The following is a 24,334-nucleotide window of genomic DNA, read 5'->3' as shown; positions in this document are numbered from 1 at the left end:
GGCACCATAGCACGCCGTTGCCGAGTATCAGTAATAGTCTCGCGTACCTTCCGAGCCTGCGGTGCATGAGGCGATCGCTCTTACCAACCCTGCCGCTGTGCATACCTGGAAGCTAATTCTCGACCTTTATTAACTTTGGCCCGGAATATATTCATTTCTGCTTTTACGCCCTCGAGAGTTATCAACTTCTCACTTTCTGTCAAACCGCCGGTTGAAAACAGAACATTGGTTTTCAACGCGATAAAGTTCTCCATCGTGAGGTGGAAATCTGCTTCGGCATTGCTTTTTAATTTCGCGTACTCATCGCCCAGTCTCTTGATCTTCATAGGGCTTAAGCCGTTTTGTGCATCATTTGCCTCTTCAGAGAGTTTTCCTAACTGGATCATCTCTTTTGCACCGTATGTTATGAACTCTTTAAGATTTTTTTTTGCTAACTTCATAAAGGCTTTCTTTTGGCCTTCCTGAGTCTTCGGGTCATATTTTTTGTAAGTTTGATTAGCATTTTCAATGGTAAATGTCGGTGTGTTTTTCTCTTTGATTTTTTCCCAAGAGAGCTCCGCTGCCTTGGGAGTGATCGAAGGTTCCAAATGGGTCTCTTTGCCAATTTTCTTCATGACCTCAGAGGCCGCCTTTTTAGCACCGAATGCACCGAGACCAGCACCCCCTATAGTGCCTGCTACGGGCAACGTGAGCGTTCCCGCCAGGCCACCTAACAGGCCTCCGCCAATGGTTGCAACTGTGGTCACAATGCCAGTCACTACCGTGAACGTGGTGACTTTGGCGATCGTTGTGTTTCTATCCTTATCCTCAAAGAGGTGTTCGAACAATGCGTTTTGTTTGTCCACGACCTTGATCGCGGTGGACAGGTTTTTGCTGAACGCCTTTATGTCGTCGCGTAATTCGCTTTCTGTTTTAAAAGAGCCCTCTGCATCGATGTAGCGAATCGGATTATTGCCCACCATCGCATATAGATTCAGCCCATCAACATCTCCCGCCGGATCGGCACTGATCCAATGCAGCAACCACGGTGCGTAGTAACGCAGCCCGTAGTAATACAGCCCACTGACATCCATCTCCTTACCCGAATATCGAATGGTCTTGTAATTGGCCTCAAGCTCTGAGGTCGCCGCCCACCAGCACGTACCGCCAAAGGGGTAATACACTTCGTGGCTGATCACTGCGCCGTCGCGATCCAGCTCCAGAGCGATGGAATCCAGATGATCACCGAGGTGGTAACGCAGTTGATCAGGCTCGATGTCGGTGGGTTTTCCAACGACCCAGTGCAGGCAACGCACACTGCCCACACCGGTCGACAAGCTGATGACATGCAATTGCTGGCCATCGCTACGCGTGCGGATTTCAAGCCCTGGCAGATAGTGCACGTCGTGGAAGTGGTTAGCGGACGGGGTATGCCACACGTGGTGTTTGTAGACCCGCGCGCCTTGGCTATAGAGATAGGTTTCTTCGTCGTCGGGCAGGCCGTTGCTGTGGGTGAGCAAGGTCACTTTGGCCAGCTGGCCGCGGGTATTCCAGCTCAGGGGCTGGCCGCGTTGCAGCCATAACTGGTTGCCGTGGGGGTCGAAGAGCTCATCGAAAATCGGTTCCGGATCACCTTCTTCCCAGCGCACGCCGCGGTTGCTGTGCTCATCGATGCACATTTCGCGAGTGAAGTTGTTGCCGTCGCGGCGGTGACACACCGTCGTCAGGTTGTTGCCATGGTCGTATTGGTAGTGCTCGGTGTAGTTGAAGCGGTGACCGGGGTCGATGGGCGTGATCAAGTCTGGCAAGCCCGGCTGGAGATTGGGTTTCTCGGCCTCAAAACCACTGGCGCAGGTCAGCCGGTACAGCGAGTCATAGGAAAACTCGCGATGGCCGTCGACGCGCTGGTTGGCGAAGAACACCGTGGTCAGCGTGTGGTCGTCGATACGCAGCACATTGCCCATGCGGTCATGGACATACTCAAGGTTTTGGCACAACGCTTTGCCCGGCTTTCCGGCCTTGAGGGTGTGTAGTCGGCCACCGGCGGGGTCGTAGCCCCTGGTGTGGATCACGCCGTTGCCGGCGCTTTGTTCGATGATCTGGCCGGCAGCGTTGTACTGCGCGTCTTTGAGGATGTATTGACGCGCACTGGCCGTATCGAGTTGCAGCATGACCTGCTTGAGTTGGCCGGCAATGTCGTAGCGCCTGTGCTGCTGATGGTCGCCGGCATCGGTCTGGGTCAGTACCGCGCCGAGGGCGCTGCAGTGTCGGCGGCTGGTATAGCGCTGGGTGTCGGGAAAGGTGCGGGTTTCACTCAGTGGCTGACCGTGCAGGCTGAAGCCACTGAAACTCAACGCACCTGCGCGATCGACCTGCTCGATCATCTGGCCGCGTCGATTGTGCTCGGGGACGGCAGAGGCGTCGGCGTAGGTAAAGGTTTCGACCTTCGGTTGAGCGTTTTCCTCGATGGCGACCACGCGCAGTTGGTTATCGTAAGTGGTTCGCCAGTGATGACCGCGTTGATCCCAGTGTTGAAGAATTTCACCGGCCAGTCCGGCCAGGCTCAAGCGCTGACCGGCGTCGACACTGTCGACCCTGAGCGCTTCACCTGACAGTCGATAGACTGTGGCCTGGTTAGGTCTGGGCGCCTTGCCGAACAGCCGCGGGTCCCATTGCTCCACAAGGCGCCCGAGCGTGTCATGGTGCTGTCGGGTGATCAGTGTGTCCACCTCTGCACCGGCAACCTTGCGCAGATAAGCCACCTGGCGGATCGGCAAGCCGCGAGGGTCGTTGGCTTTCAGTTCAGGTGTGCGCCAGTGGACATTTGTGTTCATCGTGTGGAGCCCCAGTCTCATACCGTTGTTTCAAGGGTTTTTCGGGCCCTTGGTTTGGGTATAGGGCGTTGACCCGATGAAGATCCCAGGGCCTCGGGCAGTACAACCTTGCCGGCTTCATCGAACATCAGGGCAACCTCTTTACTCAGGTTGGCGGCGGAGTTGCCAAGCTCGGCGGCCTGATCCTTGAGACCTTCCAGTGTCTGATCCAGTTGCTCTTTTGCACTGTCTTTCAGCTGTTCAAACACCTCCGATGGCGTGATGCCATTCTTCAGCATCTCGATCGCCCTCAGTCGACTCAAAGGCTCCAGATCTTTTAATAAAGAGCCAATGGTTTCATCTGCCATGCTGTTCAGGGTTTGTTCAAGAGCTTCCGGAAGCTTGCCGTTGGCCAGGTCATTGGCGGCGTTGGAGGCGCCTCGGGTAGCATTCTTTATCTGGTCCGTTCCCAGCGTCTCTGCGACCTTGACTCCGTGCTTGTACGTGAAATAACGTGCAGCAATGCCAATTGCACCTCCGATCAGTACACCAAAAAAACCTCCGATAGCACCTCCGACAGCGGCTCCAGCTGGGCCTCCTGTCAGCATTCCTACGAGCCCGCCTATAGCTGCGCCAGCACTTAAACCTATTCCCGCGCCCCATCTAAAGGAAAGCTTTCCACTCTTGGAACGTGCAAATTTCCAGAGTGTCAGGTCTTTTTTTTCCTCAGGAGTAAAGGCGCCTTCTGGAACAAGTCCGTCAAACTGGTGGGCATGTTTGTCAACGGCGTCGGCATAGTTCGCGGCTTGATTCAGGACGTCTTGGGTCCCCGTCACAATCTCGCTGACGTTTTTCATGCCCCCTGTCCGGTCGACATACAACATCGGGTTATTGCCTGCCATCCGATACAGATTCAACCCATCCACATCCCCACCGGGATCGGCACTGATCCAGCGTTGCAACCACGGTGCGTAATAGCGCTGCCCATAGTAATAAAGCCCGCTGACATCCATTTCCTTGCCGGAATAACGGATGGTTTTGTAATCGGCTTCCACGACCGAGCGCGCCGCCCACCAGCAGGTACCGCCGAAGGGGTAATACAACTCGTGGCTGATCACCGCGCCGTCGTGGTCCAGTTCAAGGGTGCTGGAACCCAGGTGATCGTCGAGGCTATAGCGCAATTGGTTATTGTCGATGTCTTTGGGTTTACCCAAGGCCCAATGCAGGTAACGCACGTTGCCGTGAAGGGTGATGACATGCAGTTCTTGCGTGTTGTTGAGGGTGCGAATTTCCAGTCCCGGCAGGTAGTAGACGTCGCATTTGTGGCTGATGGACCTGGCCTGTGTGGTCAGCTGTTTGTGCACGCGTACGCCCTGGCTGTAGGCGTAGGTTTCTTCATCGTTAAGCCCTGTGCCTCGATCGATCAGGGTAGCGATGTTCAATTGATCGCGATGATTCCAGGTCAGCGGCTGACCTGCTTGCAACATCCGTTGATTGCCATGGGCATCGAAGCTTTCGTCGAACACCGGCTCAGGGTCGCCTTCCTTCCAGGCCAGACCGCGATTGCTGGTGGGGTCGATGCGCATGTGGTGGGTGTAACAGTTGCCTTCGCGCTGGTGACAGAGCCACGTCAGGTTGTCACCGTGGTCGTAGTCATACTGCTCGGTGTAGTTGAGGAGACGGCCCGTATCGATAGGCGTGATCAATTCGGGCAGACCCGGCTGGAGCGTGGCGCCGGCCACTTCAAGACCACTGGCTCTGGTCAGCCGGTACAGCGAATCATAGGCAAAGTCGCGGTCGCCATCGACGCGCTGGTTGGCAAAGAATACCGGTTTGAAGCCGTGGTCTTCGATACGCAGTATGTTGCCCATGCGGTCATAGTGATAGCTGAGGTTTTGCAGCAGCGATTGGCCTGGGACGCCGGCCGTCTGGCTTGTCAGGCGACCGTCGGCAGGGTCATAGGTCCAGGTGCTGACAACGCCGTTGCCAGCGGTTTTCGTTTCAATGTGAGCGAACGCGTTGTAGGTCAAACCCTGCACTATCGGTTGCAGTGAGTCGCCATCCTTTAGCTGAAGAAAACTCTGCTTGAGCTGCCCCGCGAGGCCGAAACGTGTGTGCTGTCGATGGCCGGCGGCATCGGTCCGGGTCAGCTCCGCGCCATTGGCGCTGTAGTGCCACGCGGTGGTGCAGGTTTTGCCGTCGAGGAATGTCCGGGTTTCGCGCAACGGCGCGCCAAGCAGGCTGAATCCTGCGAGGTCGAGCCTGCCTGCCGGATCCTCCAGAGTCGTTTTCTGGCCGCGCAGATTGTGGTCCGGGTTTGCCAAATGATCGGCGTAGGTGCTGCGTTCGACGGCAGTCTGCGGTTGCCCGGGCGGCTGTTCGTGCAGGGCGATCACGCGTAACTGGTTGTCGTAGTCGGTTTGCCAGTGACAACCGCGGCCATCCCAGCGTTGCAGCGCTTGTCCGGCGACGCCGATCAGGTTCAAACGCATACCTGCATCAACGCTGTCGACCTGCAATGCTTCACCGGAAAGCCCATGGACACTGAATAGGTTGGGTTTTTCAGCGGTGCCGAACAGTCGCGGGTCCCATTGCGCGATCAGTCGCCCGATAGAGTCATGGATTTTCCGGGTAACGAGGGGCGTCACGGGGCCCTCGATGACTTTGCGCAGGTATTGGACGTGCCGGATGGGCAATCCACGGCCGTCGTTGACCTTCAGGGTCGGTGTATGGCGATGCACCTGAAGGTTCATGGCGTGTTCCGGTGCCGAAGTTTGATGGGCTGCGAGTCATCGGTGTCGTTGAAGTCCTCACTGGTCTGATACCACGGATGGTAAGTCTCGCGTGACACATAGCCTTTGGCACTGATGACTTGAACCGGCCGGCCCAGCGGGTCGTAAAACTGCTGGTCGTGATAGCCGAACCGGCGAAACGATGCATCGTTGATGTAGCGCCAGGCGTTGGCAAAGTAGGGGCGATAGACCCGCACGACCAAGCCCTTATTGTTGTATTCCACCCGTTCGCTGACGCGCCAGCGCGGGTCGGCATGACGTTCCAACGGTTTGCCGGTTACCGGGTCGAGTTCCAGCTCACCTTGTGGCGTGACCACATAGGCCATCCCCGGCTCAACCAGCTGCTTGGTTTGCAAGGTCCGGCCAAAGCCATCGATGCAGGTCAGTTGCATCTGGATTTGCTGGCCCGTTTCGGCGTCTGGATAGTCATCGGCGGTCAGCACCAGGCTGTGCACGGGTTCACGCGCAATACTGCGAATCAGCTCCAGCAGCGTCTGTTCATCCGCTGTTCGGGCCTTGAGCCTGGTAAGACGCAGGCGAGCGGAGGCGCGAATGTGCAGGGACGGCAGGATGTAACCTTGTGCAATCCATTGGGCTAACTGATCAGGGCGCTGGCAAGCCGTATCGGGCGGCTCGCTCATCCAGCTGAGCAAGTCCTTGCGTAATACGCTGGCCGCTTTTTGCAGGGCTACGATCGGGTCCAGAATCGCTTCACCAGGGCTTCGATCGTCAGGGAGAAGGTGTTTATCGAGGGGATCGAAACCGACGTTCGCGCCGTATTCAGTGCCAAATAAACTCGTCGCCAGCGGTTGCCCGGAGGGTTCGTAGATCGCTTCCCGAGTATTTTCGTTGGCATCGATGACGCGTTTTGGCTGGAGTGCGTGGTAGTCGTATTCGGCGTGTGTGATGCAGCCGTCTGGCAACTCAACTGCCGTGGTCAGCAAGCGATAGGGGTCGTAGCTGATCGTGGTCTCGCCGTGACTGGCGGTCGCATTGAATTGCAGCACCTTGTAGAAGCCGTCGAGGTCGGCGTAACAGGAAAAGCCATGCTTCCCGGACCACAGTTCCTGGTTCAGATCGATTTTTGGTGAATAAGGCAGGAACAACGGCATGGGTTTGAAGCCGATGTTGCGAAGTTCCTCTCTGATGTCGAACGGCGCAGGCAAGGTTTCATAAGCGTTCAGAGCCGTCCTGTCATATTCCGCCCGCTCCAGGGGGCCCGCCAACGCCTGGATCCGGGCGCTGCCGTCTGGCAACGGGCTGCCGTCTGCAGACAGATAGCTTTGTCGCGACAATTGGCTCAACTGCCGCAACGCGTTCCATTCCTTCCACATGTGGGATTTTCTCAAGCATTCATACGACACTTCTTGGGGATTGAGGCCGGTAGGGAGCGAGCCTTTGGGCAGCTCAAGTGCGTTGAGGCGCTGGCGCCACGGTAGTCCCAATCGCCAGCCTTGCAGCTCGTCCAGGTGAATGAACTCGGCACGCGACTCGCTCAGGTAATAACGCTGTTGAGCTTCATCGTGGGCATCCAGCCACCATTGAGCCTTATCGGGATCTGCAAAGGGAGGTTCATCCTTTTTGGTTTTGCGCCGTGCATAGCTGACGGTCAACGCGTGAACAGGCGTGCCGAAACGGTCCCACTGCAGCGTGATTTCATGACGGCACAACGGATCATCAACGCAGCGTTCATATTGGTAGCTGATTTTCTCGGCCAGCAACGGCAGGACGATCGCATGGGGATGGTGCGGGGCCATGGGCCTGAGTTCTCGCACCAGATAACGTGACTGCTCCACCGAGTAGGGCATGGCCGCGACGCGGTCTTTCTGTAGCCCGAAGACCTCCACGCGCAGCACCGAGCCACTCAGTGCCCGGGCAATTTCATGCAGCGTGTCCTTGTCGACCGGCTTGAAGAGTTCATCGGCATTGTCATTTTCGTGGTAGTGACTGATCAGCGTTGGCCCCAAGGGGCAGGCGTCACTGTCGCCGTCGAAATATCCCGCGCGAGGCAAGTCGACCAGACGTCCGATATGGAACCAGGTACGGGTCAGTGCCGGTGCGCTAAACGTCGTTTCGCCTTCCTCCGGGCTGGTTTCGCTGTCGGTCTGGTGCAGCAGGCCAAAGCCACGGAACTCGCGGTCATGGCTGTCGTAATAACCATGAAAATAGTTGAAAAACTGATTCAGGCAGTTGCCGGTAATCTCGTCGAGCTGGCTCTGTCGGCTGACCACCTGTACCGGGAACGGCAGGTAGCAGGGCGGCGGTTTATCGGCATCCGGCCATTGTCGTTTTTCATCCAGCCACTCTTGTGCCGAACTGCGATAGCGCACGGTGCCACAGCAACCCATGTTGTTGTTGGTCATCACCAGCGCGTAAGGCCGCACGCTGACAAAGTCGTAACGCCAGTGCTGTGGCGATGGGTGTGGCTGCGTGAAGATCAAACTGGCGCAACCGAGCCCTTGCAGGTCGGCGAAATTGACCTGGCTCAGGCTGTCGTAGCGCACACCCTCGGGCCAGGCCACGCTGATCGGTATTTGCTCGAGCCGATTGCCACCGAGATTGAGGTAGATATCGAAGTGATCCGAATGCAGGTAAAACACCGACGTGGCACCGCAACCATCGATGTCGACGATTCGCACCCGCGCAGCGTCGAACGTCCCGTACTCGAAGGGCAAGGTATCCATGACGAACCCTTTGCCGAAACGTCCGTGGCCCAGGTTCGGCCAGCATTTGATTTCGTCGTGACGAATGCGGCACAGGTCCGGCAGGTCGCTGCCGAGCATATGGCCCAGAAACACCAGTTCGCTGCGTGAGTTGCTGAACAATGGCAGGCTGTCGCCGTTCGGTTCATGGTGCACGTCCTTCGCGGGCCCAAAACCGTCTTCCCGAAGGCTGGGATAAAGACGTACGCTTTTTGGACCGATCAGCGCCAGTGAACTGAGGCCGCTGCCCGTCAGGTCTCCGAATTGTGCCAGAGCGTTGAAGAACTCCAGAGGAAAGGACGTGAAGGGGCTGAACGGCGACCAGCTGCGGTCAGGGTTGAGGGCATAGAAACCACTGAAAGCCGGTTGTGCAACGACCCAGTCGAAAAAGCCATCACCGGTCAGGTCGTTAAGCGACTGCTTCACCGGTTTGCTGCCATCGGCAACCGGGAGGGTCGGCAATACCTGCCACGGACCGTAGATGATTTCATCGGGATGGTTCGGCCCTCGCATCGGTTCTCGGTAGTACCAGCTCCGGTCGTATTGGCAGAGAAAACCCGGTACACCCTCACCATACAGGTCGATACTTTGATGGTGTTGCCCGTCCTGAATACCGGGCATGTGTTCGAAGGGGAAGAACGGTGTCGACTGGGTGTTGATTTCGAATGGCGAGTAGCCGAACTCCATGGGCGGCATGTTTTCCACTGCACCACGGGCGTCAAAAGCTTGATAGTGCGCGGCGCACAGCTGGCTGTAGAACGCCGGCTCTGGGTGATAGTCCAGCAACAGGCGTTTGACCAGCGCAGGCTTTGGCCCCAGTTCATCGGGGAAGTGGTGAAACATCAAAACCTGCCGGCACAGGCGGCGGGTGCTCAATTCGAAGCCATAGCCATAGGAAAAGAACGAGTCGGGGCGAATCAGCCACTCGCCGATGTCATCGTCCGGTTGTGGAAACGGTTCGCCAAAGACGGGTTTCTTGTCCCACTCCGTCGTGCGTTCGCCGTAGTCGAACACCAGGTGAAAGTGCCAATCCAGTGCCGCCGGGTTTTCCACGGTCCAGGCGTACAGATGCTCGCTGGCGTTGACGTTGCCGTAACACACTCGCCGCAGATAACGCTGGGTCCGGTAATCGTGGAGCTGATCGTTGAGCGGGTCTTCAGGTTTGTACTCATAGACGATGTGTTCGCCATGGGCGCTCTTGCTTTCAAGCAGCAACCAGACGCCAACCCGTAACCCGTCGTTCGGATCGGCGCGCCGCGAAGCCTCGCTCTTGCCATAAATGTGCAGACTGCCGTCGGCCCCGTGTACCAGCCAGAAAGGCGGCTGGTTAAGCTTGGTGCTCGATTGCCAGAGCTCGATCCGATCGAAGGCGCCTTCGACCCGAGGCCAGTAACGGACCACCGAGTGCTTGCCGACAGGTTCACCGTTGTAGTGATCTTCGGGGCGGGACTGGATGTGCCTGGCCAGATCGCGTTCGGGCATCCATTCATCACCGCTGGGCCCCACGATGACATCGTCTGCGAGGTAGCGAGGTACGCCTTTGCTGGTCTGGCGCGTGATGGCGTTGACGGTCAAGCGCCAGCCGAGGCCAAACGGGCCATTGCCCGCCTGGCTGTCGTAACTCAGCCCGAGTGCCGGATCAAAGCCGCGTCCCGGCGAGATCGGCAACGGTAGCTCGAAGGAAGCCTTACCGCTGGTGCCAATGGCGCCCCAGCTTTTGCCGATGCTGGTAATCGCGGCACTCTTGGCAATGGAAGGCGGGGTGATGTTTTGGGCGGCTTGATCTTCCATGGTCAGATTCTGTTCCAGCCTGGCGAGCGGGGGGGCGGATGGCTCACGCTACCAAGTTGGGTACATGACGTAACCTGTCAGACTTGACAGGTTTCAAGGGTTTTTCTAGAACGAATCGGCCTATCCAATGAGCTTTTCATCGCTGTCAGTTCGTAGCGTCTTGCGCAAATGACAGGCGAAAAAAAGCCGCGCTGTTTTTGCAAACAGTGCGGCTTTCTTTTCCAGCGGTTAAAGGCTTATTGCACTTCTACTGCCAGGCTTTCACTGATTTTCTTCTGCCAGATGGCTGGGCCGGTGATGTGCACCGACTCGCCCTTGCTGTCGACCGCAACGGTCACCGGCATGTCTTTGACGTCGAACTCGTAGATCGCTTCCATGCCCAGTTCGGCGAAAGCCACAACGCGGGATTTCTTGATCGCTTGCGCCACCAGGTAAGCCGCGCCGCCGACTGCCATCAGGTAAACCGCCTTGTGGTCCTTGATCGCTTCGATCGCGGTCGGGCCGCGTTCGGATTTGCCGATCATGCCCAGCAGGCCGGTTTGCTCGAGAATCTGACGGGTGAACTTGTCCATCCGCGTCGCGGTAGTCGGGCCGGCTGGGCCCACCACTTCTTCGCGCACCGGATCGACCGGGCCGACGTAGTAGATGAAGCGACCCTTGAGGTCCACCGGCAAGGTTTCACCCTTGTTCAGCATCTCGACCATGCGTTTGTGCGCAGCGTCGCGACCGGTGAGCATCTTGCCGTTCAGCAGGACGGTTTCGCCCGGCTTCCAGCTCTGCACGTCTTCAGGTGTCAGGGTGTCGAGGTTGACGCGACGGGCCGACGGGCCGGCTTCCCAGACGATTTCCGGGTAGGCGTCCAGCGGTGGCGCTTCCAGCGACGCCGGGCCGGAACCGTCGAGCACGAAGTGCGCGTGACGGGTGGCGGCGCAGTTGGGGATCATGCACACCGGCAACGAAGCGGCGTGGGTCGGGTAATCCATGATCTTCACGTCGAGCACGGTGGTCAGGCCACCCAGGCCCTGGGCGCCGATGCCCAGTTGGTTGACCTTCTCGAACAGCTCCAGGCGCATCTCTTCGATACGGTTCTGTGGGCCACGGGCCTTCAGCTCGTGAATGTCGATGGATTCCATCAACACTTCCTTGGCCATGACCGCAGCTTTCTCGGCGGTGCCGCCGATGCCGATGCCGAGCATGCCCGGTGGGCACCAGCCAGCGCCCATGGTCGGAACGGTCTTGAGCACCCAGTCAACGATCGAGTCGGACGGGTTGAGCATGGCCATTTTCGACTTGTTCTCGGAACCGCCGCCCTTGGCTGCCACGTCGACTTCCACGGTGTTACCCGGAACGATCGAGTAGTGGATCACCGCCGGGGTGTTGTCCTTGGTGTTTTTACGAGCGCCCGCCGGGTCGGCGAGGATCGAAGCACGCAGGACGTTTTCCGGCAGGTTATAGGCGCGACGCACGCCTTCGTTGATCATGTCGTCCAGGCCCATGGTCGCGCCATCCCAGCGCACGTCCATGCCTACACGGACAAACACGGTGACGATGCCGGTGTCCTGGCAAATCGGACGGTGGCCAGTGGCACACATGCGCGAGTTGATCAGGATCTGCGCCATCGAATCGCGGGCTGCCGGCGATTCTTCACGCAGGTAGGCCTCGTGCATCGCCTGGATGAAATCCACGGGGTGGTAGTAGGAAATGAACTGCAGGGCGTCGGCAACGCTCTGAATCAGGTCGTCTTGCTTGATCACGGTCATGAGTCGCGCTCCTCTAAAAGACGGGAACATTCAATAAGGTGCTTGCAGTTGGGGTGCATCGGTCGACTGCAAACACCTTTCAAGGCACGCCGGGGTTGCTGGCGCGACGCTAAAAAGGCGCGGCAGTATAACGCGCCTCGAAGCCGGGCACACCCGCCGACAGTCAAACCAAAGTCGCATAGGGTCAAGCATGCCCATCTGTTGGCAAAGACGCTTTGCGTGGCGAGGGAGCTTGCTCCCGCTCGGCCGGTCCGCGCTCGGGCGAAGCAGCCGCAAATCCAGCCAGCCAGGTGTGCCTGAGACATCGAGGTGGGAAGCTTTAGGCCTGCTTCGCAGTCCAGCGGGAGCAAGCTCCCTCGCCACAAAGGTTTGCCTGGCCTGCATTGCATCGTGCGTGCCTATCACCTCAAAATTGAATGGTCATTCTTGAGGTGCAACACTAAAGTGGCATCTGGCATTTCAGGGTAGGACACTCTTATCAGTCCCCCTTCGTACGGTGAGCCAACGATTGACCCATAACGCTCTCCAGAGTCTGTTGCTCAAGCGCTTTATTCTGGCGACGGGCACCTATGCGCTGGTGTTATTGCTGCTGTGGCTGGCGATTCTCAGTGGTCACTATCAAGGGTCGGTGCGCAGCGCGGTAATCGGTACGGTGCTGGCGATACTCAGCCAGACGGTGTTGTTCGCGCTGTTTTTCACTGGGCGCAATCTGCGCTTTGCCGACCCGGGCCTGACCGAAGTTCAGGTGCTCTTGGGGCTTGGCTGGCAGACCTGGTTGATCGCTCATCTGGACTCGGCCCGTGGCGCCTTCCTGGTGTTTTACCTGTTGATTCTGTTATTCGGACTTTTCCATCTGCCGCGCCAAGCGTTCATCCGATGTGCGGCCTTGGTCTTTTTCAGCTTTGCGGGCCTTAACCTCTGGGAAGGTTATCACCTCGAATCGGTCGACCCGGCGCTGGCGGCGCTGCAAGTCTGCGTGTTGTTTATCGTGCTGGTCTGGCTGACGCTATATGCCGGCTACGTTCAGACCTCACGCCAACGCATGCGCAAGCGGCGCTTTGCCTTGCAAGCGCATCAAGACACCTTGCGCGGGATGATGCGCCAACTCGAAGACCTGGTGGCCACCGACGAACTCACGGGGCTGTTCAACCGCCGGCATTTTCTACGCCTGACCACGCGCGAACTGCGCAGCATGGAAGAGGGCATGGTGCATGGTCTGGCGCTGATAGACCTCGACCATTTCAAACGCATCAACGACAGGTATGGTCATGCGGCCGGCGATCAGGTGTTGCAAGCATTCGCCGGTGTCGCCACGGCCTGCCTGCGTGAAGACGATGTACTGGCGCGTTATGGCGGTGAGGAGTTTGTGTTGTTGCTACCCGATTGTGATCCCGAGCGCCTGACCTCCTGCTGCGAGCGGCTGCGCATTGCCTTTACCGAGGTCGAGCTGATTGGCTTGAACGTGCGGGACCTGAGTTTGTCCGCCGGCATGACCTTGCTTGAGTCGGGTGACAATCTGGATGACGCCTTGCAGCGTGCCGATCAGGCGCTGTACCGCGCCAAGCGTGACGGTCGCAATCGCTGCGCTGCCGCTTGGGAAAACGCCGATGCCTGAACTAAAGGTGGGCGAACTTCAGTGGTCGGTTGCAGCGGGCAGCACCCTGCTCGACGCGCTTAACCAGAACGGCCTGCACGTGCCTTACAGCTGTCGCGCCGGCAGTTGCCATGCGTGCCTGGTGCAGTGCCTCAAAGGCGAGGTGAGCGACCGACGTCCCGATGCGCTGAGCGCCGAGCAACGTGAGCAAGGCTGGCGGCTGGCCTGTCAGTGCGAAGTCGTCGATGACCTGCAAGTAGCGGTGTTCGATCCGCTACGCGACGGCTTGCCGGCCACCGTCGAAGCTGTCGACTGGTTGAGTGCCAGCGTGTTGCGCCTGCGTTTGCAGCCCGAGCGTCCGTTGCGCTATCAGGCCGGACAGCATCTGGTGCTGTGGGCCGGCAACGTGGCGCGGCCGTATTCGTTGGCCAGCCTGCCGCAGGAAGATCGTTTTCTGGAGTTTCACCTCGACTGCCGCTTGCCGGGTGAATTCAGCGATGCGGCACGCTTGCTGAAAATCGGCGACCCGATTCGTCTGGGCGAGTTACGCGGCGGCGCGTTGCATTATGACCCCGACTGGCAAACCCAGCCGTTGTGGCTGCTGGCGGCCGGCACCGGATTGGCGCCGTTGTTTGGCGTATTACGCGAGGCATTGCGCCAGGATCATCAAGGCCCCATCCGGGTGATTCACCTGGCCCATGATGCCAGCGAGCATTACCTGGCCAAACCCTTGGCGGCACTGGCGGCGCAGCGTCCCAACCTTAGCGTCGAGCTGCTGACGGCGGCTGAGCTGTCGGCGGCTTTGGCGCAATTACGCCTTGTTTCCCGGCAAACCCTGGCCTTACTCTGCGGGCACCCCGACAGCGTCGACGCCTTTGCCCGGCGCCTGTACCTGGCAGGACTGCCGCGCAATCAACTATTGGCCGATGTCTTCGTGCCGCGGGGTTGAACGCGAAATCACTTTCACGAGACTTACCATGACGAACGCCATCCTGCTGGAACGTGAGCGCGGGCTGCTGACCTTGCGCCTGAACCGCCCGGACAAGAAAAACGCCCTGACCCGCGCCATGTACCGCCAGTTGGCGGACGCCTTGCAACAGGCCGACGCCGACCCCGAGATCAACGCCATACTGATCACCGGCACCCGCGAATGCTTCACCGCCGGCAACGACATCGCCGATTTCCTCGAAGAACCGCCGAGCGACCTCGCCAGCCCGGTGTTCCAGTTCATGCGCAGCCTGCTGGAATGCCGCAAGCCGGTGATCGCGGCCGTGGCCGGCGCCGCCGTGGGCATCGGCACCACCCTGCTGCTGCATTGCGACCTGGTGTACATCAGCGCAGATGCGAAGTTGCGCATGCCGTTCGTCAACCTCGGGCTGTGCCCGGAATTTGGTTCGAGCCTGATCCTGCCGCGCTTGCTCGGGCAGGCTAAAGCCGCTGAGCTGTTGCTGCTGGGCGAAGGTTTCAGCGGTGAACAGGCTGCCGCCTGGGGCATCGCAACCCAAGCGTTGCCCAGTGGTGAGGCCGCAGTGGCCAAGGCGCGCGAGATGGCATTGCGCTTCGAAACACTGGCGCCCGAAGCCGTGCGCATCAGCAAGCAGTTGATGAAAGCCCCGGACCGCGAACAGCTGCGCAAAGCGATCGAGGAGGAGGGCAACCTGTTTGTCCAACGGCTGCGCTCGCCGGAAGCGATTGCGGCGTTGTCGGGGTTTATCAACAGAGCCTGAAGGTTGCAGGTCCGTCCGTAGCAGCAGGCTCGACAGCTGCTACGGGGGCGGTTCTGCACTGTATTTCAACGTGAGGCTGCGGGGTTCAGGAAGCAGGCGATGAGGGCTGCGGGGCTTAAAAACCCCCAGTCGCCTGCTACCAGTACCTTCCCATCCTCTTGTAACGCCATGGCGTGGGCGACTGTGTAATTGTTCGCGAATTCGGTAGAACTCCAACCTTTCCCGTGGCCAAAGTCGTGATCCAGTGTTCCGTCCAACAGGAAGCGAGCTACTACGAACGCGGGTTTTTTGCCGTTACCCAGCAGCCTTCCTGACACGATGATTTTCCCATCAGCCAGCCCGACACCAAAAAACAAGACAATGCTTCCCTCTCCGAAGGATTGAAACAGTACCTTTGCGTCATTGAATGTTGGTTCAAGTTCACCCTTTTCGGTGAGGCAGGCCAGCACGCCATGACGTGGATTCGGCCCCCAACCTGCGACAAGAACACCTGTTTTGCCATACGGGGAGAGCTTTTCGAACGTAAGTTCAGATTCGGGGAACAGTTTGAACCCCATTTCGTCGAAGTCGGTGTTGAAAGTGCCATCGTCATTAAGGCAAGCCACCATGGCATTGCCATTGAGTTTTCCGCACACAATGATTTTTCCGTTCAGCACAAGGACGTCGCTGAGGGTGCTATTAACCAACGCTTGATTGGTAACGGCGACATAACCGGTCTTGTTGAAGCTGGTGTCAAACGAGCCGTCACTGTTGAGCCGGATCAGTACCGCGACGGTGGCAACCCAGATCGGCATGTAAATTTTCGTGACCACATAGATTTTTCCATCCGCTACCGTGCAAGGCCCCGAGGCGTCGATGCCGGTTGTCGTTACGAATGGAGGCTCCAGTCCAAGGACTTTGGAAAGGTTTTCAGGCAGTTTGACCGTTAGCAGACCTTTCACACCAAAGCGTTCATCCACACGCCCGTCGAGATGAAGGCGAGCAAGCACAGCCTCGCCTTTTATCGTATCGATACCGGACAGCAGGATTCTTGGTTCACCACCAACCGTCAGGAAAAGGATCTGCAGCAATTGGGTGTCCTGCATAGGGCCAAAAGTCACGATCACGAATCCACCTTTACCGGATTCATCTTTTATGCCGAAATCGTCGTCTGAAGAACCATCTTTATGCAGTCGGGCAACGCCTAGCTTTTGAATTGCGTCGATACCCTGGGCGTCAACGCCACCGCCGACGTAGATCTTGCCGTCGGGACCTTCGACAATGCATCTGCCTGTAGTGCTTTTGGTGTTGGGGAAGGCTAGAACCTTCTTGCCGTTTTTATCACCAAACGTTGGGTCGAGATCACCCGCGGCGCGAGCGGTCAGTGCTGTGTATTGGCTCATCGTTCTATTCCTTTAATTGGAGTGAGTTATCCGTCAAGGGCTGCCAATGACGAGCCGCAACCGCCAAGCGCGAGAAAGCCTTGATGACAGCGATAGCAGCAGTGGACCAGATCGATTAAAGGGTTTGAACTGAAGGGCGTCTACTGTCAGATCTGACAGGTGACAATCGGTGAAATTATCTATCTGACTGGTTTGAAACGAAAAAAGCCCCGCAGCGTTTACTGCGGGGCTTTTGCGTTTCAGCGGTCGGTGACTCAGACCATCTTGTCGCCAACGTGCAGGATCTTCATGCCGTTGGTGCCACCGATGGTGTGGTAGCTGTCGCCCTTGGTCAGGATGACCCAGTCGCCTTTCTCGACCACGCCGAGTTTGAGCAACTCGTCGATCGCAGCCTGGCTGACTTGCTCGGGCGGCAACGATGCCGGGTCGAACGGTACGGTGTAGACGCCACGGAACATGGCCGCGCGGGCCTGGGTTTCGCGGTGCGGGGAGAACGCGTAGATCGGCACCGAGGAACGAATGCGCGACATGATCAACGGCGTGTAGCCACTTTCGGTCAAGGCGATGATCGCCTTCACGCCCGGGAAGTGGTTGGCCGTGTACATGGCGGCCAGGGCAATGCTCTGGTCGCAGCTTTCGAACACTTTACCGATGCGGTGGCTGGAGGTTTTGCTGGTCGGGTGCTTTTCAGCACCGATGCAAATCCGTGCCATGGCCTGGACCGCTTCGAGCGGGTACTGGCCGGCGGCGCTTTCCGCCGAGAGCATCACCGCGTCGGTGTAGTCGAGCACGGCGTTGGCTACGTCGGACACTTCAGCGCGGGTCGGCATCGGGTTCAGGATCATCGACTCCATCATCTGGGTCGCGACGATCACCGCTTTATTGTGGCGGCGTGCGTGCAGGATGATCTTCTTCTGAATACCCACCAGCTCGGCGTCGCCGATTTCCACACCCAGGTCACCACGGGCGACCATCACGGCGTCCGAGGCCTTGATCAGGCCGTCGAGGGTTTCGTCATCGGCCACGGCTTCGGCGCGCTCGATCTTCGCCACCAGCCAGGCAGTACCGCCGGCCTCGTCACGCAGTTTGCGGGCGTATTCCATGTCGGCGGCGTCACGCGGGAAGGACACGGCGAGGTAGTCGACTTCCATTTCAGCGGCGAGCTTGATGTCGGCCTTGTCTTTTTCAGTCAGGGCCGGGGCAGTCAGGCCACCACCGCGACGGTTGATGCCTTTGTGGTCCGACAGCGGGCCGCCGATGGTCACGGTGCAATGCAGTTCGGTAGCGGTGGCGGTATCAACGCGCATCACCACGCGGCCGTCGTCGAGCAGCAGCTCGTCGCCCACACCGCAATCCTTGACCAGGTCCGGGTAGTCGATGCCGACCACTTGCTGGTTGCCTTCGGTCAGCGGATGGCTGGTGGAGAAGGTGAATTGATCACCGATCTTCAGCTCGATGCGCTTGTTGGCAAATTTGGCGATACGAATTTTCGGGCCTTGCAGGTCACCCAGCAGGGCGACGAAGCGGCCGTGCTTGGCCGCGAGATCACGCACCAGCTTGGCGCGAGCCTTGTGCTCGTCGGGCGTGCCGTGGGAAAAGTTCAAGCGGGCAACGTCCAGGCCAGCCAGAATCAGCTGTTCGAGAACTTCCGGCGAGTTACTGGCCGGGCCAAGGGTAGCGACGATTTTGGTACGACGGACGGTCATGCAGAGACTCCTGAGTTCAAGCGCTGAGTGAGGCTACTATGGTCCGATGCTGTAGTCATTGTTCGTTTGCACTACTTATTCGTTTGTTTATTGAAACGAACATTCCTGAAAATTTTCGGATCCGTCCATTGAGAAGCACCTTCCGTTTGTCGGCACTGTTAGTTTTAACAGGTAGGCAGGCATTAGGGGGCGGGGTTGAATGCTCTGAAACCTCGTCAACAGGTGACGGGTCAAGGAGATGAAAATTATGACCACGGATACTCAGGTACTGCATGCTCCGGTAATCGTTGACCCGGCAGAGGGCGCAACAGTGAAAAACAAGGTCACGGTAGCGGGAACCGCTGAGCCAGGTGCCGTCGTTACCATTGCCGAGGCAGGCGACCAAAACCAGTTGCATTTGAAACTCATCACGTCAAAGGGCGGTCATTGGTCAGGTACTTTTGATCAAGACCTGCCAAAAGGTGTGCATAAGATTCAGGCACGCCAGACTCATAACGGTGTCGTTTCGCCTTGGTCATCGGTTCGAACATTTACGGTCATCTGACCGGCACATTTTCCTGTGTTCAAAAGCCTACTGAGCCTTGGCGGTTCAGTGGGCTTTTTTCACCTGATCCGGTTATTGAAGATTTTCACCAACGGGTCGATACAGAGCACAAGACAGGAGAACCCCCATGCGATTCGTGCTCATTGCCGCCCTTGCCCTCAGTGCCACGGGCTGCACCCGTTGGTCGATGGACCATCATTTGAACAACGCCTACCGCGCTTATGACCGAGGCAATTGCGAGGACGCGATGCTCGAATTGTCCCAGGTCGATCGCAACAGCCGGGCGCGGCGCTATATACAGCCGGAAGTGTCGATGCTGCGCGGCCAGTGCCTGGAACGTCAGAAGCTCTACGTCGACGCGGCCCAGACCTACCAGTTCATCATCGCCCAGTACCCGGACAACGAGTACGCGTACCGCGCCCGAGCGCGGCTGGAAACCTTGCAGTCGCTGGGTTGGTACCCACCGCGCAGCAGCGCCAAAAGTATGCCCGCGCCTCTGTAATGGTATGTGCCTGATCCCCGTCAGCCAAGAGACAAGCGTGCCGAACGCAAAACCTGTGGCGAGGGAGCTTGCTCCCGCGGGTCGGTCCGCGCTCGGGCGAAGCGACCCTAAAATCAGCCACCGCGAATATTCAGATGGAACGCGATTACCGGATTACGACCGCTTCGCGGTCGAGCGGGAGCAAGCTCCCTCGCCACAATTGATCACCAGTCGATAGATATTCGTTAACTGACGAGCATCAGGGTGTGTGTGCCCGCCTTGAGCTAATCTTCGATTAGCGCGTTTTAGAATGTTCAACCTAAATCACGTTGATACCTGTGACCGGCGGCGGTGACGTTCGCACCGGAATCGGGGAGAGCGCTCCTGTCTGGCAGGCACGTTCCGAAGTATCAGTACGACCCTGCTCAGGGGGCTTTCCATCGTGATAAACAGCCTGTTCACTGACCGCCGGATCGAGCGGCATCAACTGCCGTGTTTTCTGAGAGTGTTCAACAGTGTCACCGACAAGCCTGTCGGCTTTATCGGCAATGTCACGGATGATGGCCTGATGCTCATTTGCCCGCTGCCGATGATGGTCGGCGCAGCGTTTGACCTGCGCTTGAAAATCCCTGCCAGCGAAGGTGTCTTGCAGGTCATCGACCTGCGTGCCCGTTGCCTGTGGTGCCGTGAAGACGCCACCCCCCACCACTACGACGCCGGTTTCGAGGTGCAACGGGCACCGCCTGAATACGGGCAACTGGTGAGTGCCTTGCACCAGTACTTCAGCTTTTACCCGATGCCGGCGTCGGTCTGATCCTTCTGCGCACATTCACTAAACACCGCCCCCGTAGCAGCTGCCGAGCCCGCGAGGCTGCGTTCGAGGACGCAGTCCTCGCCAACCCTGCGTACGCGGTTTTCCAGAACAAACGCGTCGCCTGATTTCACGACTGCTTCGCAGCCGAACGCCGCCTCGCAGGCTCGACAGCTGCTACGGAGGTGTCTCAAGGTTTTGCGGTGGTGTTTTTTGGGTGGCGGCCGGGAAGTCAGTCGCCACCCAAAACGCTTACAACTGCAGCCCGTACTCGATTGGCTGGATCGGGTACTCGTTGTCCAGCGCCTTCTCGACCAACAACAACCCGTGCTCGGTCAACTGATGGATCGCCAGCGCCAGGTTGCGGTGCTTGTCTTCCAGGTCGTCGGACAGGTCGAGGATCAACGTGCTCACCGAGCAGAAGGTCTCGTAGGTGTAGGCCATCAAGGCTTCGTTGTTGATGTCGGGGAGCACGGCGAAGAACTTCAGCGAACGCCGTTCATAGTCGCGCGGGTTGCCGGTGCCGGGTTTGAGGTAGTGATCCAGCGCCTTGTGCGCGGCGGCGTGGAGCTTTTTCGAGTCGGGGGAATCGTAGGGGGAGACGTTGTCGTGTTCGGGGGGATTCGGTGTGGCTTTGAACATATTTATTACTCCGTGGTGGAGCTGCCACCGCCTCGCGACTAAACGAATGGGTGGCGGCTGAACGCAGGTTAGTCGACCGGACGGAGTACGAAAACCGGCGCGCCCGAGGGCGCCCTGCGCACAGCCACCATAGAGTTCAGGGATAGGGAATACCTGACCATCTGGAGCGCAGTGCACCTTCGTACAACGTCCGAGCGACTAAACCCGATCGCTGATGGGCAGCGACACGGGAACAATAGAAGCCAGGGCCAAGGTGCACAAGCCGGCGGATTCTGGCGTAACTGTAGGGCGCTGCGCAAGGAGGTGTAGCCGCTGACTGAGGCGTTGAAAACACGGGAGAGTAATGAGGTAAGCAGGGTTGCCGTTCGTCGGGACTGTCAGTTTTTACAGGTAGAAAATGCCCAGCGCGCGACGTAGAAAGAAAGCTGTGGATCATTCAACGGCAGGCGACGCGAAAGGTGTGGGTTATGTCAAACGATAAGGAAAGTGCATTAGAAGAGGGCGATGTTGGATCAACTATCGCCCTCGATCCTCTGCAAATTCAACGTTATGAAAGTGAAGAACTCTTCGATACAGTCGCTAGCATTGTATTTAATGTTCCGCAATCGGATGGCGAACATCAGGTGTGGATCCAGTATTTTGGTCCTGATTATTTTGAGTGGATATCTGAAGGTGAGTGGTATAAAGGCGTTCGGTGGAATATTAAAGAAAATACAAATTTCCCGCAGGGGCAGGGTTTTTACGTTACATGGTGGAATTATTATGAGCAGCAATCTCCGTCAAGAAGAAAATATATTTTTGTTGCCAGTAAACCCAGGATTACCACCTATGATCAAACTATCAATTCTGTTAGAGGCGTAGAGGGGCGCTTTGGTGCGCTTCGGGTCGTGGAGCATATTACGGCTCGAGAAATGAGCTCTACTTTTTCTTCCAGTGGCTCTTGGAGCAAAACTCTGCATGCGCATATAAGGTCAGGTCGTTATCAAGTTGTTATTGAGGAAAAAATTCCGGAGCATGCTGTTCGGTATTCTAGTCCTCTAACGATTGAATGTATTCGAGCACCCGATATTTTGCTTCCTGCTGAGCAAGCGTCGCTCGCTAACCAAGTGGTCACTATTCGTGGAAATAACGGTTTGCCTGGCGCAGTTATTCAAATTGTTAATCAATCCGGCTCTTTTGAGTGGGGGCGCGGCGTCGTTAAGGGCGATGGATCCTGGGAAGTTAGCGTTGATTTCACCTATACATATATTTCGGTAACCATCTACGCCCGACATACATTGGGTAACCTCACTAAGTCTTCTCGTACCTATACTCTCCCAGCTTCTGAGCCCATTATCACTTCCCCGAGTCCAAATAGTATTGTCGATCTGCGAGAGTCGATTTCAGGCTCTCGTGGCATTGCTGGAGCCACCATCAAGGTGCGCAAAGATTTTGATTCAAGTTTCATACTAGGGCAATGCCCCGTGGAGGCTGGTGGGCTTTGGACGCTGAGGACTCTAATCAGGGATATGATTCCAGGCCCCTTTTCCGTTGTCGCGGAGCAAGTGCTTAATGGCGGGCCTTCTGGGGTAAGTAAAGTTCAGAGTTTCAAAGTCCGTCCTGCCAAGCTGGCCGTCACCGTAACGCCACTCCCCAATGAGCAAGTCAAATTCTCAGGATCCGGTTACACCGGTGCCACGGTTGAGATCACTAAAGTCAGTGGGCCGGGCGAAGCAGTTTTACTCACCAGCGAAGTGAAAAAAGATGCGTGGGAGGTGACTGTCACGGGCTGGGTGCCGGGCAGCTATGTCCTGTCAGCGATACAAAAAGTTCCGGACAAACCCAGTGGCTGGATCCTGTCGCAGGACTATCGGTTCGACCGTACTTGGGAAGTGGCGAGCCCGACCGACGTGACCTACACGGTAGTGGACTACACGCCAACCTTCTCTGGAAAGGGCTATACCGGGGCCACCGTTGTCATCGCGTTTGAGGGCGGTGCAACCGCTGCACCGAATGTCGAGGTAGTGGGTGGCGGATGGTCAAGCACCGCTTCGCAAGTGTGGGGACCTACGACCAAGCGCAAGGTCCATATCAGGCAAGGCCTGAATGATCGGTGGTCCGTCGGCTGGGTAGAAATCTTGGTGACCATCCCACTGTTGGCACCAGAGATCACTATTACCGACGATGGATCGTCGCCGATCATCACCGGCACCTGCTGGCCTGGGGCCGTGGTCAATCTGACATACAGCGACAGCGCCACGGTGCACAATCCTTCCGGAGCCTCCGGCACCTGGACCTTTCAACGTACCGATCACTTTGCCCACGATGTCACTCATACAGTCACCGTGACCCAGACGTTCGACTCGCAAACGTCGGAATCGGCGAGCGAGATGTTCACTATCCCGCTCCCTAAACTGGACATCACATCACCTGAGCCAGGTAAAGACGAAGAGGTGGGCCCTGACCTGATCGTTAAAGGTGACAACGGGGTGAAGTGCGCCACGGTGAAGATCCGGGACGCTCAAAACAGCTCAATATTGGGTTCCAGGCTTCTAAGCGCTGACGGCCCTTGGTCAGTAGCTCTCGATGAGCGACTGGCGTTTCGTCGATACAGCATTGACGCGACGCAGAGCAACAGCGTGCGGGAGTCGGAGCGTAGCGAGGTGTGCACGTTCAGGGTGGTGCTGTTGCCGCCAACGTTCGAGGTGCCGCAGCCAGGAGGCGATCTACCGCGCACCTCGATCATTTCAGGCCAAGGCCTGCCCGGTGCCCGGGTTTCGGTATGGCGCCAAGGCAATCCGGTACCTCTGCTTCACGATATTCTCGTTGACGAAAACGGTCACTGGGAAGGTCCGGTGATGTTGTTTTTGGTCGGCGAAATAGTCATCCAGGCCACGCAAACCGTTGAGCAGCAGACGTCAAAAGACAGCCCCCCGCTGACCTGTAACGTGGTGCCGAATGCGCCGTTCATGGAAACCCCGGCCCCTGACGAATTCGTACAGGACGAGGTGGTGTGTTCCGGGTTTGGTTATACGGACAATACGGGCGATACGGTCACGGTGGCGCTCGCCGATGCTCCGCAAACGGCGCTGGGGCAAGTCCAGGTTCTTGCTGACCGGAGCTGGTCGATACGGATCACGCTCGCCCGTCCGGGCGGCATTCATAAATTGATCGCTGTGCAATCGCGCGATGGCTTCGCTTCTGCCCCGTCACCTGAACGGCTGATTCGCTTGGGCGCTTATCAGCCACTGATCAATGTGCCGGCAGAGGGCTGCTGGGTCACTGATCCGGTGGCGTTCGAAGGCAAAGGCCTGGACGGTATGGGTAAGCTGTTTGCCTGGTTTAACCCTGAACTGAAACTGGCCAGAGACATCGTGATCACTGAGGCAGATTGGCAGGCCACGGCTCAAGTGGAGCTGAGGCGGGGGGGGTATTGGGTCTGCTTTCAGCAACGCCTTGCGGGTGGAACGGAGTCATCTCGCCGGGCCGAAAGCGCACGCTTCGAGGTTGAATCGCCGAAGCCTTCGTCTGAGTAACCGCCTTCAGGGCTTCCGACGAGCGGTCGGCGCTACTGTCAGTTATGACAGTAGACGCAGGCTTCGCTTTGGCGCCAAATTCAACCAGTGAATTG

General features: G+C 57.8%; 14 protein-coding genes. 7 read left to right on the top strand and 7 right to left on the bottom strand.

The features are described from left to right. Positions 1–80: 80 nt before the first annotated feature. From KRR23_RS08255 to KRR23_RS08240, 4 genes are all read right to left on the bottom strand, one after another. The gene (locus KRR23_RS08255; RefSeq protein WP_216742082.1) at positions 81–2,813 is read right to left on the bottom strand and encodes an RHS repeat-associated core domain-containing protein; all 2,733 of its coding nucleotides are present in this window, start codon (positions 2,811–2,813) and stop codon (positions 81–83) included. Positions 2,814–2,830: 17 nt separating this feature from the next. After that, positions 2,831–5,545 (bottom strand): RHS repeat-associated core domain-containing protein, encoded by a 2,715-nt coding sequence (locus KRR23_RS08250; protein WP_216742081.1) that lies wholly within the window; start codon positions 5,543–5,545, stop codon positions 2,831–2,833. Beyond that, positions 5,542–10,077 (bottom strand): SpvB/TcaC N-terminal domain-containing protein, encoded by a 4,536-nt coding sequence (locus tag KRR23_RS08245; RefSeq protein ID WP_216742080.1) that lies wholly within the window; start codon positions 10,075–10,077, stop codon positions 5,542–5,544. Before KRR23_RS08245 ends, KRR23_RS08250 begins: the two co-directional genes overlap by 4 nt. Before the next feature lie 236 nt (positions 10,078–10,313). Further along, positions 10,314–11,837, bottom strand: a complete 1,524-nt coding sequence (locus KRR23_RS08240; RefSeq protein WP_216742079.1) for a fumarate hydratase — start codon at positions 11,835–11,837, stop codon at positions 10,314–10,316. 508 nt (positions 11,838–12,345) lie between these two features. Here KRR23_RS08240 and KRR23_RS08235 point away from each other — a divergent pair. The 3 genes from KRR23_RS08235 to KRR23_RS08225 are packed head-to-tail and all read left to right on the top strand — an operon-like array spanning position 12,346 to position 15,158. Continuing rightward, entirely contained in the window at positions 12,346–13,452 is a 1,107-nt protein-coding gene (locus KRR23_RS08235; protein WP_216742078.1) for a diguanylate cyclase, read from the top strand. After that, positions 13,445–14,380, top strand: a complete 936-nt coding sequence (locus KRR23_RS08230; protein ID WP_216742077.1) for an iron-sulfur-binding ferredoxin reductase — start codon at positions 13,445–13,447, stop codon at positions 14,378–14,380. Before KRR23_RS08235 ends, KRR23_RS08230 begins: the two co-directional genes overlap by 8 nt. A gap of 28 nt (positions 14,381–14,408) precedes the next feature. Further along, positions 14,409–15,158 (top strand): enoyl-CoA hydratase-related protein, encoded by a 750-nt coding sequence (locus tag KRR23_RS08225; protein WP_216742076.1) that lies wholly within the window; start codon positions 14,409–14,411, stop codon positions 15,156–15,158. 65 nt (positions 15,159–15,223) lie between these two features. Here KRR23_RS08225 and KRR23_RS08220 read toward each other — a convergent pair whose 3' ends face one another. Continuing rightward, complete coding sequence (locus KRR23_RS08220; protein WP_216742075.1) at positions 15,224–16,540, bottom strand: delta-60 repeat domain-containing protein; 1,317 nt, start codon at positions 16,538–16,540, stop codon at positions 15,224–15,226. 254 nt (positions 16,541–16,794) lie between these two features. Then, a complete protein-coding gene (pyk, locus tag KRR23_RS08215; RefSeq protein WP_216742074.1) occupies positions 16,795–18,246 on the bottom strand; it encodes a pyruvate kinase in 1,452 nt (483 codons plus the stop codon). Between the two features lie 247 nt (positions 18,247–18,493). On the opposite strand from pyk, the gene KRR23_RS08210 reads away from it, so the two are divergent. The 3 genes from KRR23_RS08210 (at position 18,494) to KRR23_RS08200 (ending at position 20,085) form a co-directional block, all read left to right on the top strand. Beyond that, complete coding sequence (locus tag KRR23_RS08210; protein ID WP_216742073.1) at positions 18,494–18,790, top strand: Ig-like domain-containing protein; 297 nt, start codon at positions 18,494–18,496, stop codon at positions 18,788–18,790. 127 nt (positions 18,791–18,917) lie between these two features. Beyond that, positions 18,918–19,292 (top strand): tol-pal system YbgF family protein, encoded by a 375-nt coding sequence (locus KRR23_RS08205; protein ID WP_103315042.1) that lies wholly within the window; start codon positions 18,918–18,920, stop codon positions 19,290–19,292. Between the two features lie 433 nt (positions 19,293–19,725). Then, complete coding sequence (locus KRR23_RS08200) at positions 19,726–20,085, top strand: PilZ domain-containing protein (protein ID WP_216742126.1); 360 nt, start codon at positions 19,726–19,728, stop codon at positions 20,083–20,085. A gap of 249 nt (positions 20,086–20,334) precedes the next feature. On the opposite strand, the gene KRR23_RS08195 is transcribed toward KRR23_RS08200, so the two are convergent. Then, entirely contained in the window at positions 20,335–20,724 is a 390-nt protein-coding gene (locus tag KRR23_RS08195) for a DUF6124 family protein (RefSeq protein ID WP_216742072.1), read from the bottom strand. Positions 20,725–21,191: 467 nt separating this feature from the next. Between KRR23_RS08195 and KRR23_RS08190 the strand changes: the two genes are divergently transcribed. Next, positions 21,192–24,239 carry a hypothetical protein gene (locus tag KRR23_RS08190; protein ID WP_216742071.1) on the top strand — a complete coding sequence of 1,016 codons (3,048 nt, stop codon included), beginning with the start codon at positions 21,192–21,194 and terminating at the stop codon, positions 24,237–24,239. The last annotated feature ends 95 nt before the right edge of the window (positions 24,240–24,334 follow it).

This window comes from Pseudomonas sp. CVAP#3 (assembly GCF_018986375.1).
Lineage (GTDB): Bacteria > Pseudomonadota > Gammaproteobacteria > Pseudomonadales > Pseudomonadaceae > Aquipseudomonas > Aquipseudomonas helvetica.
Note: the sequence above shows the minus strand (reverse complement) of the source record. Positions and strands in the feature narration are given on the sequence as shown.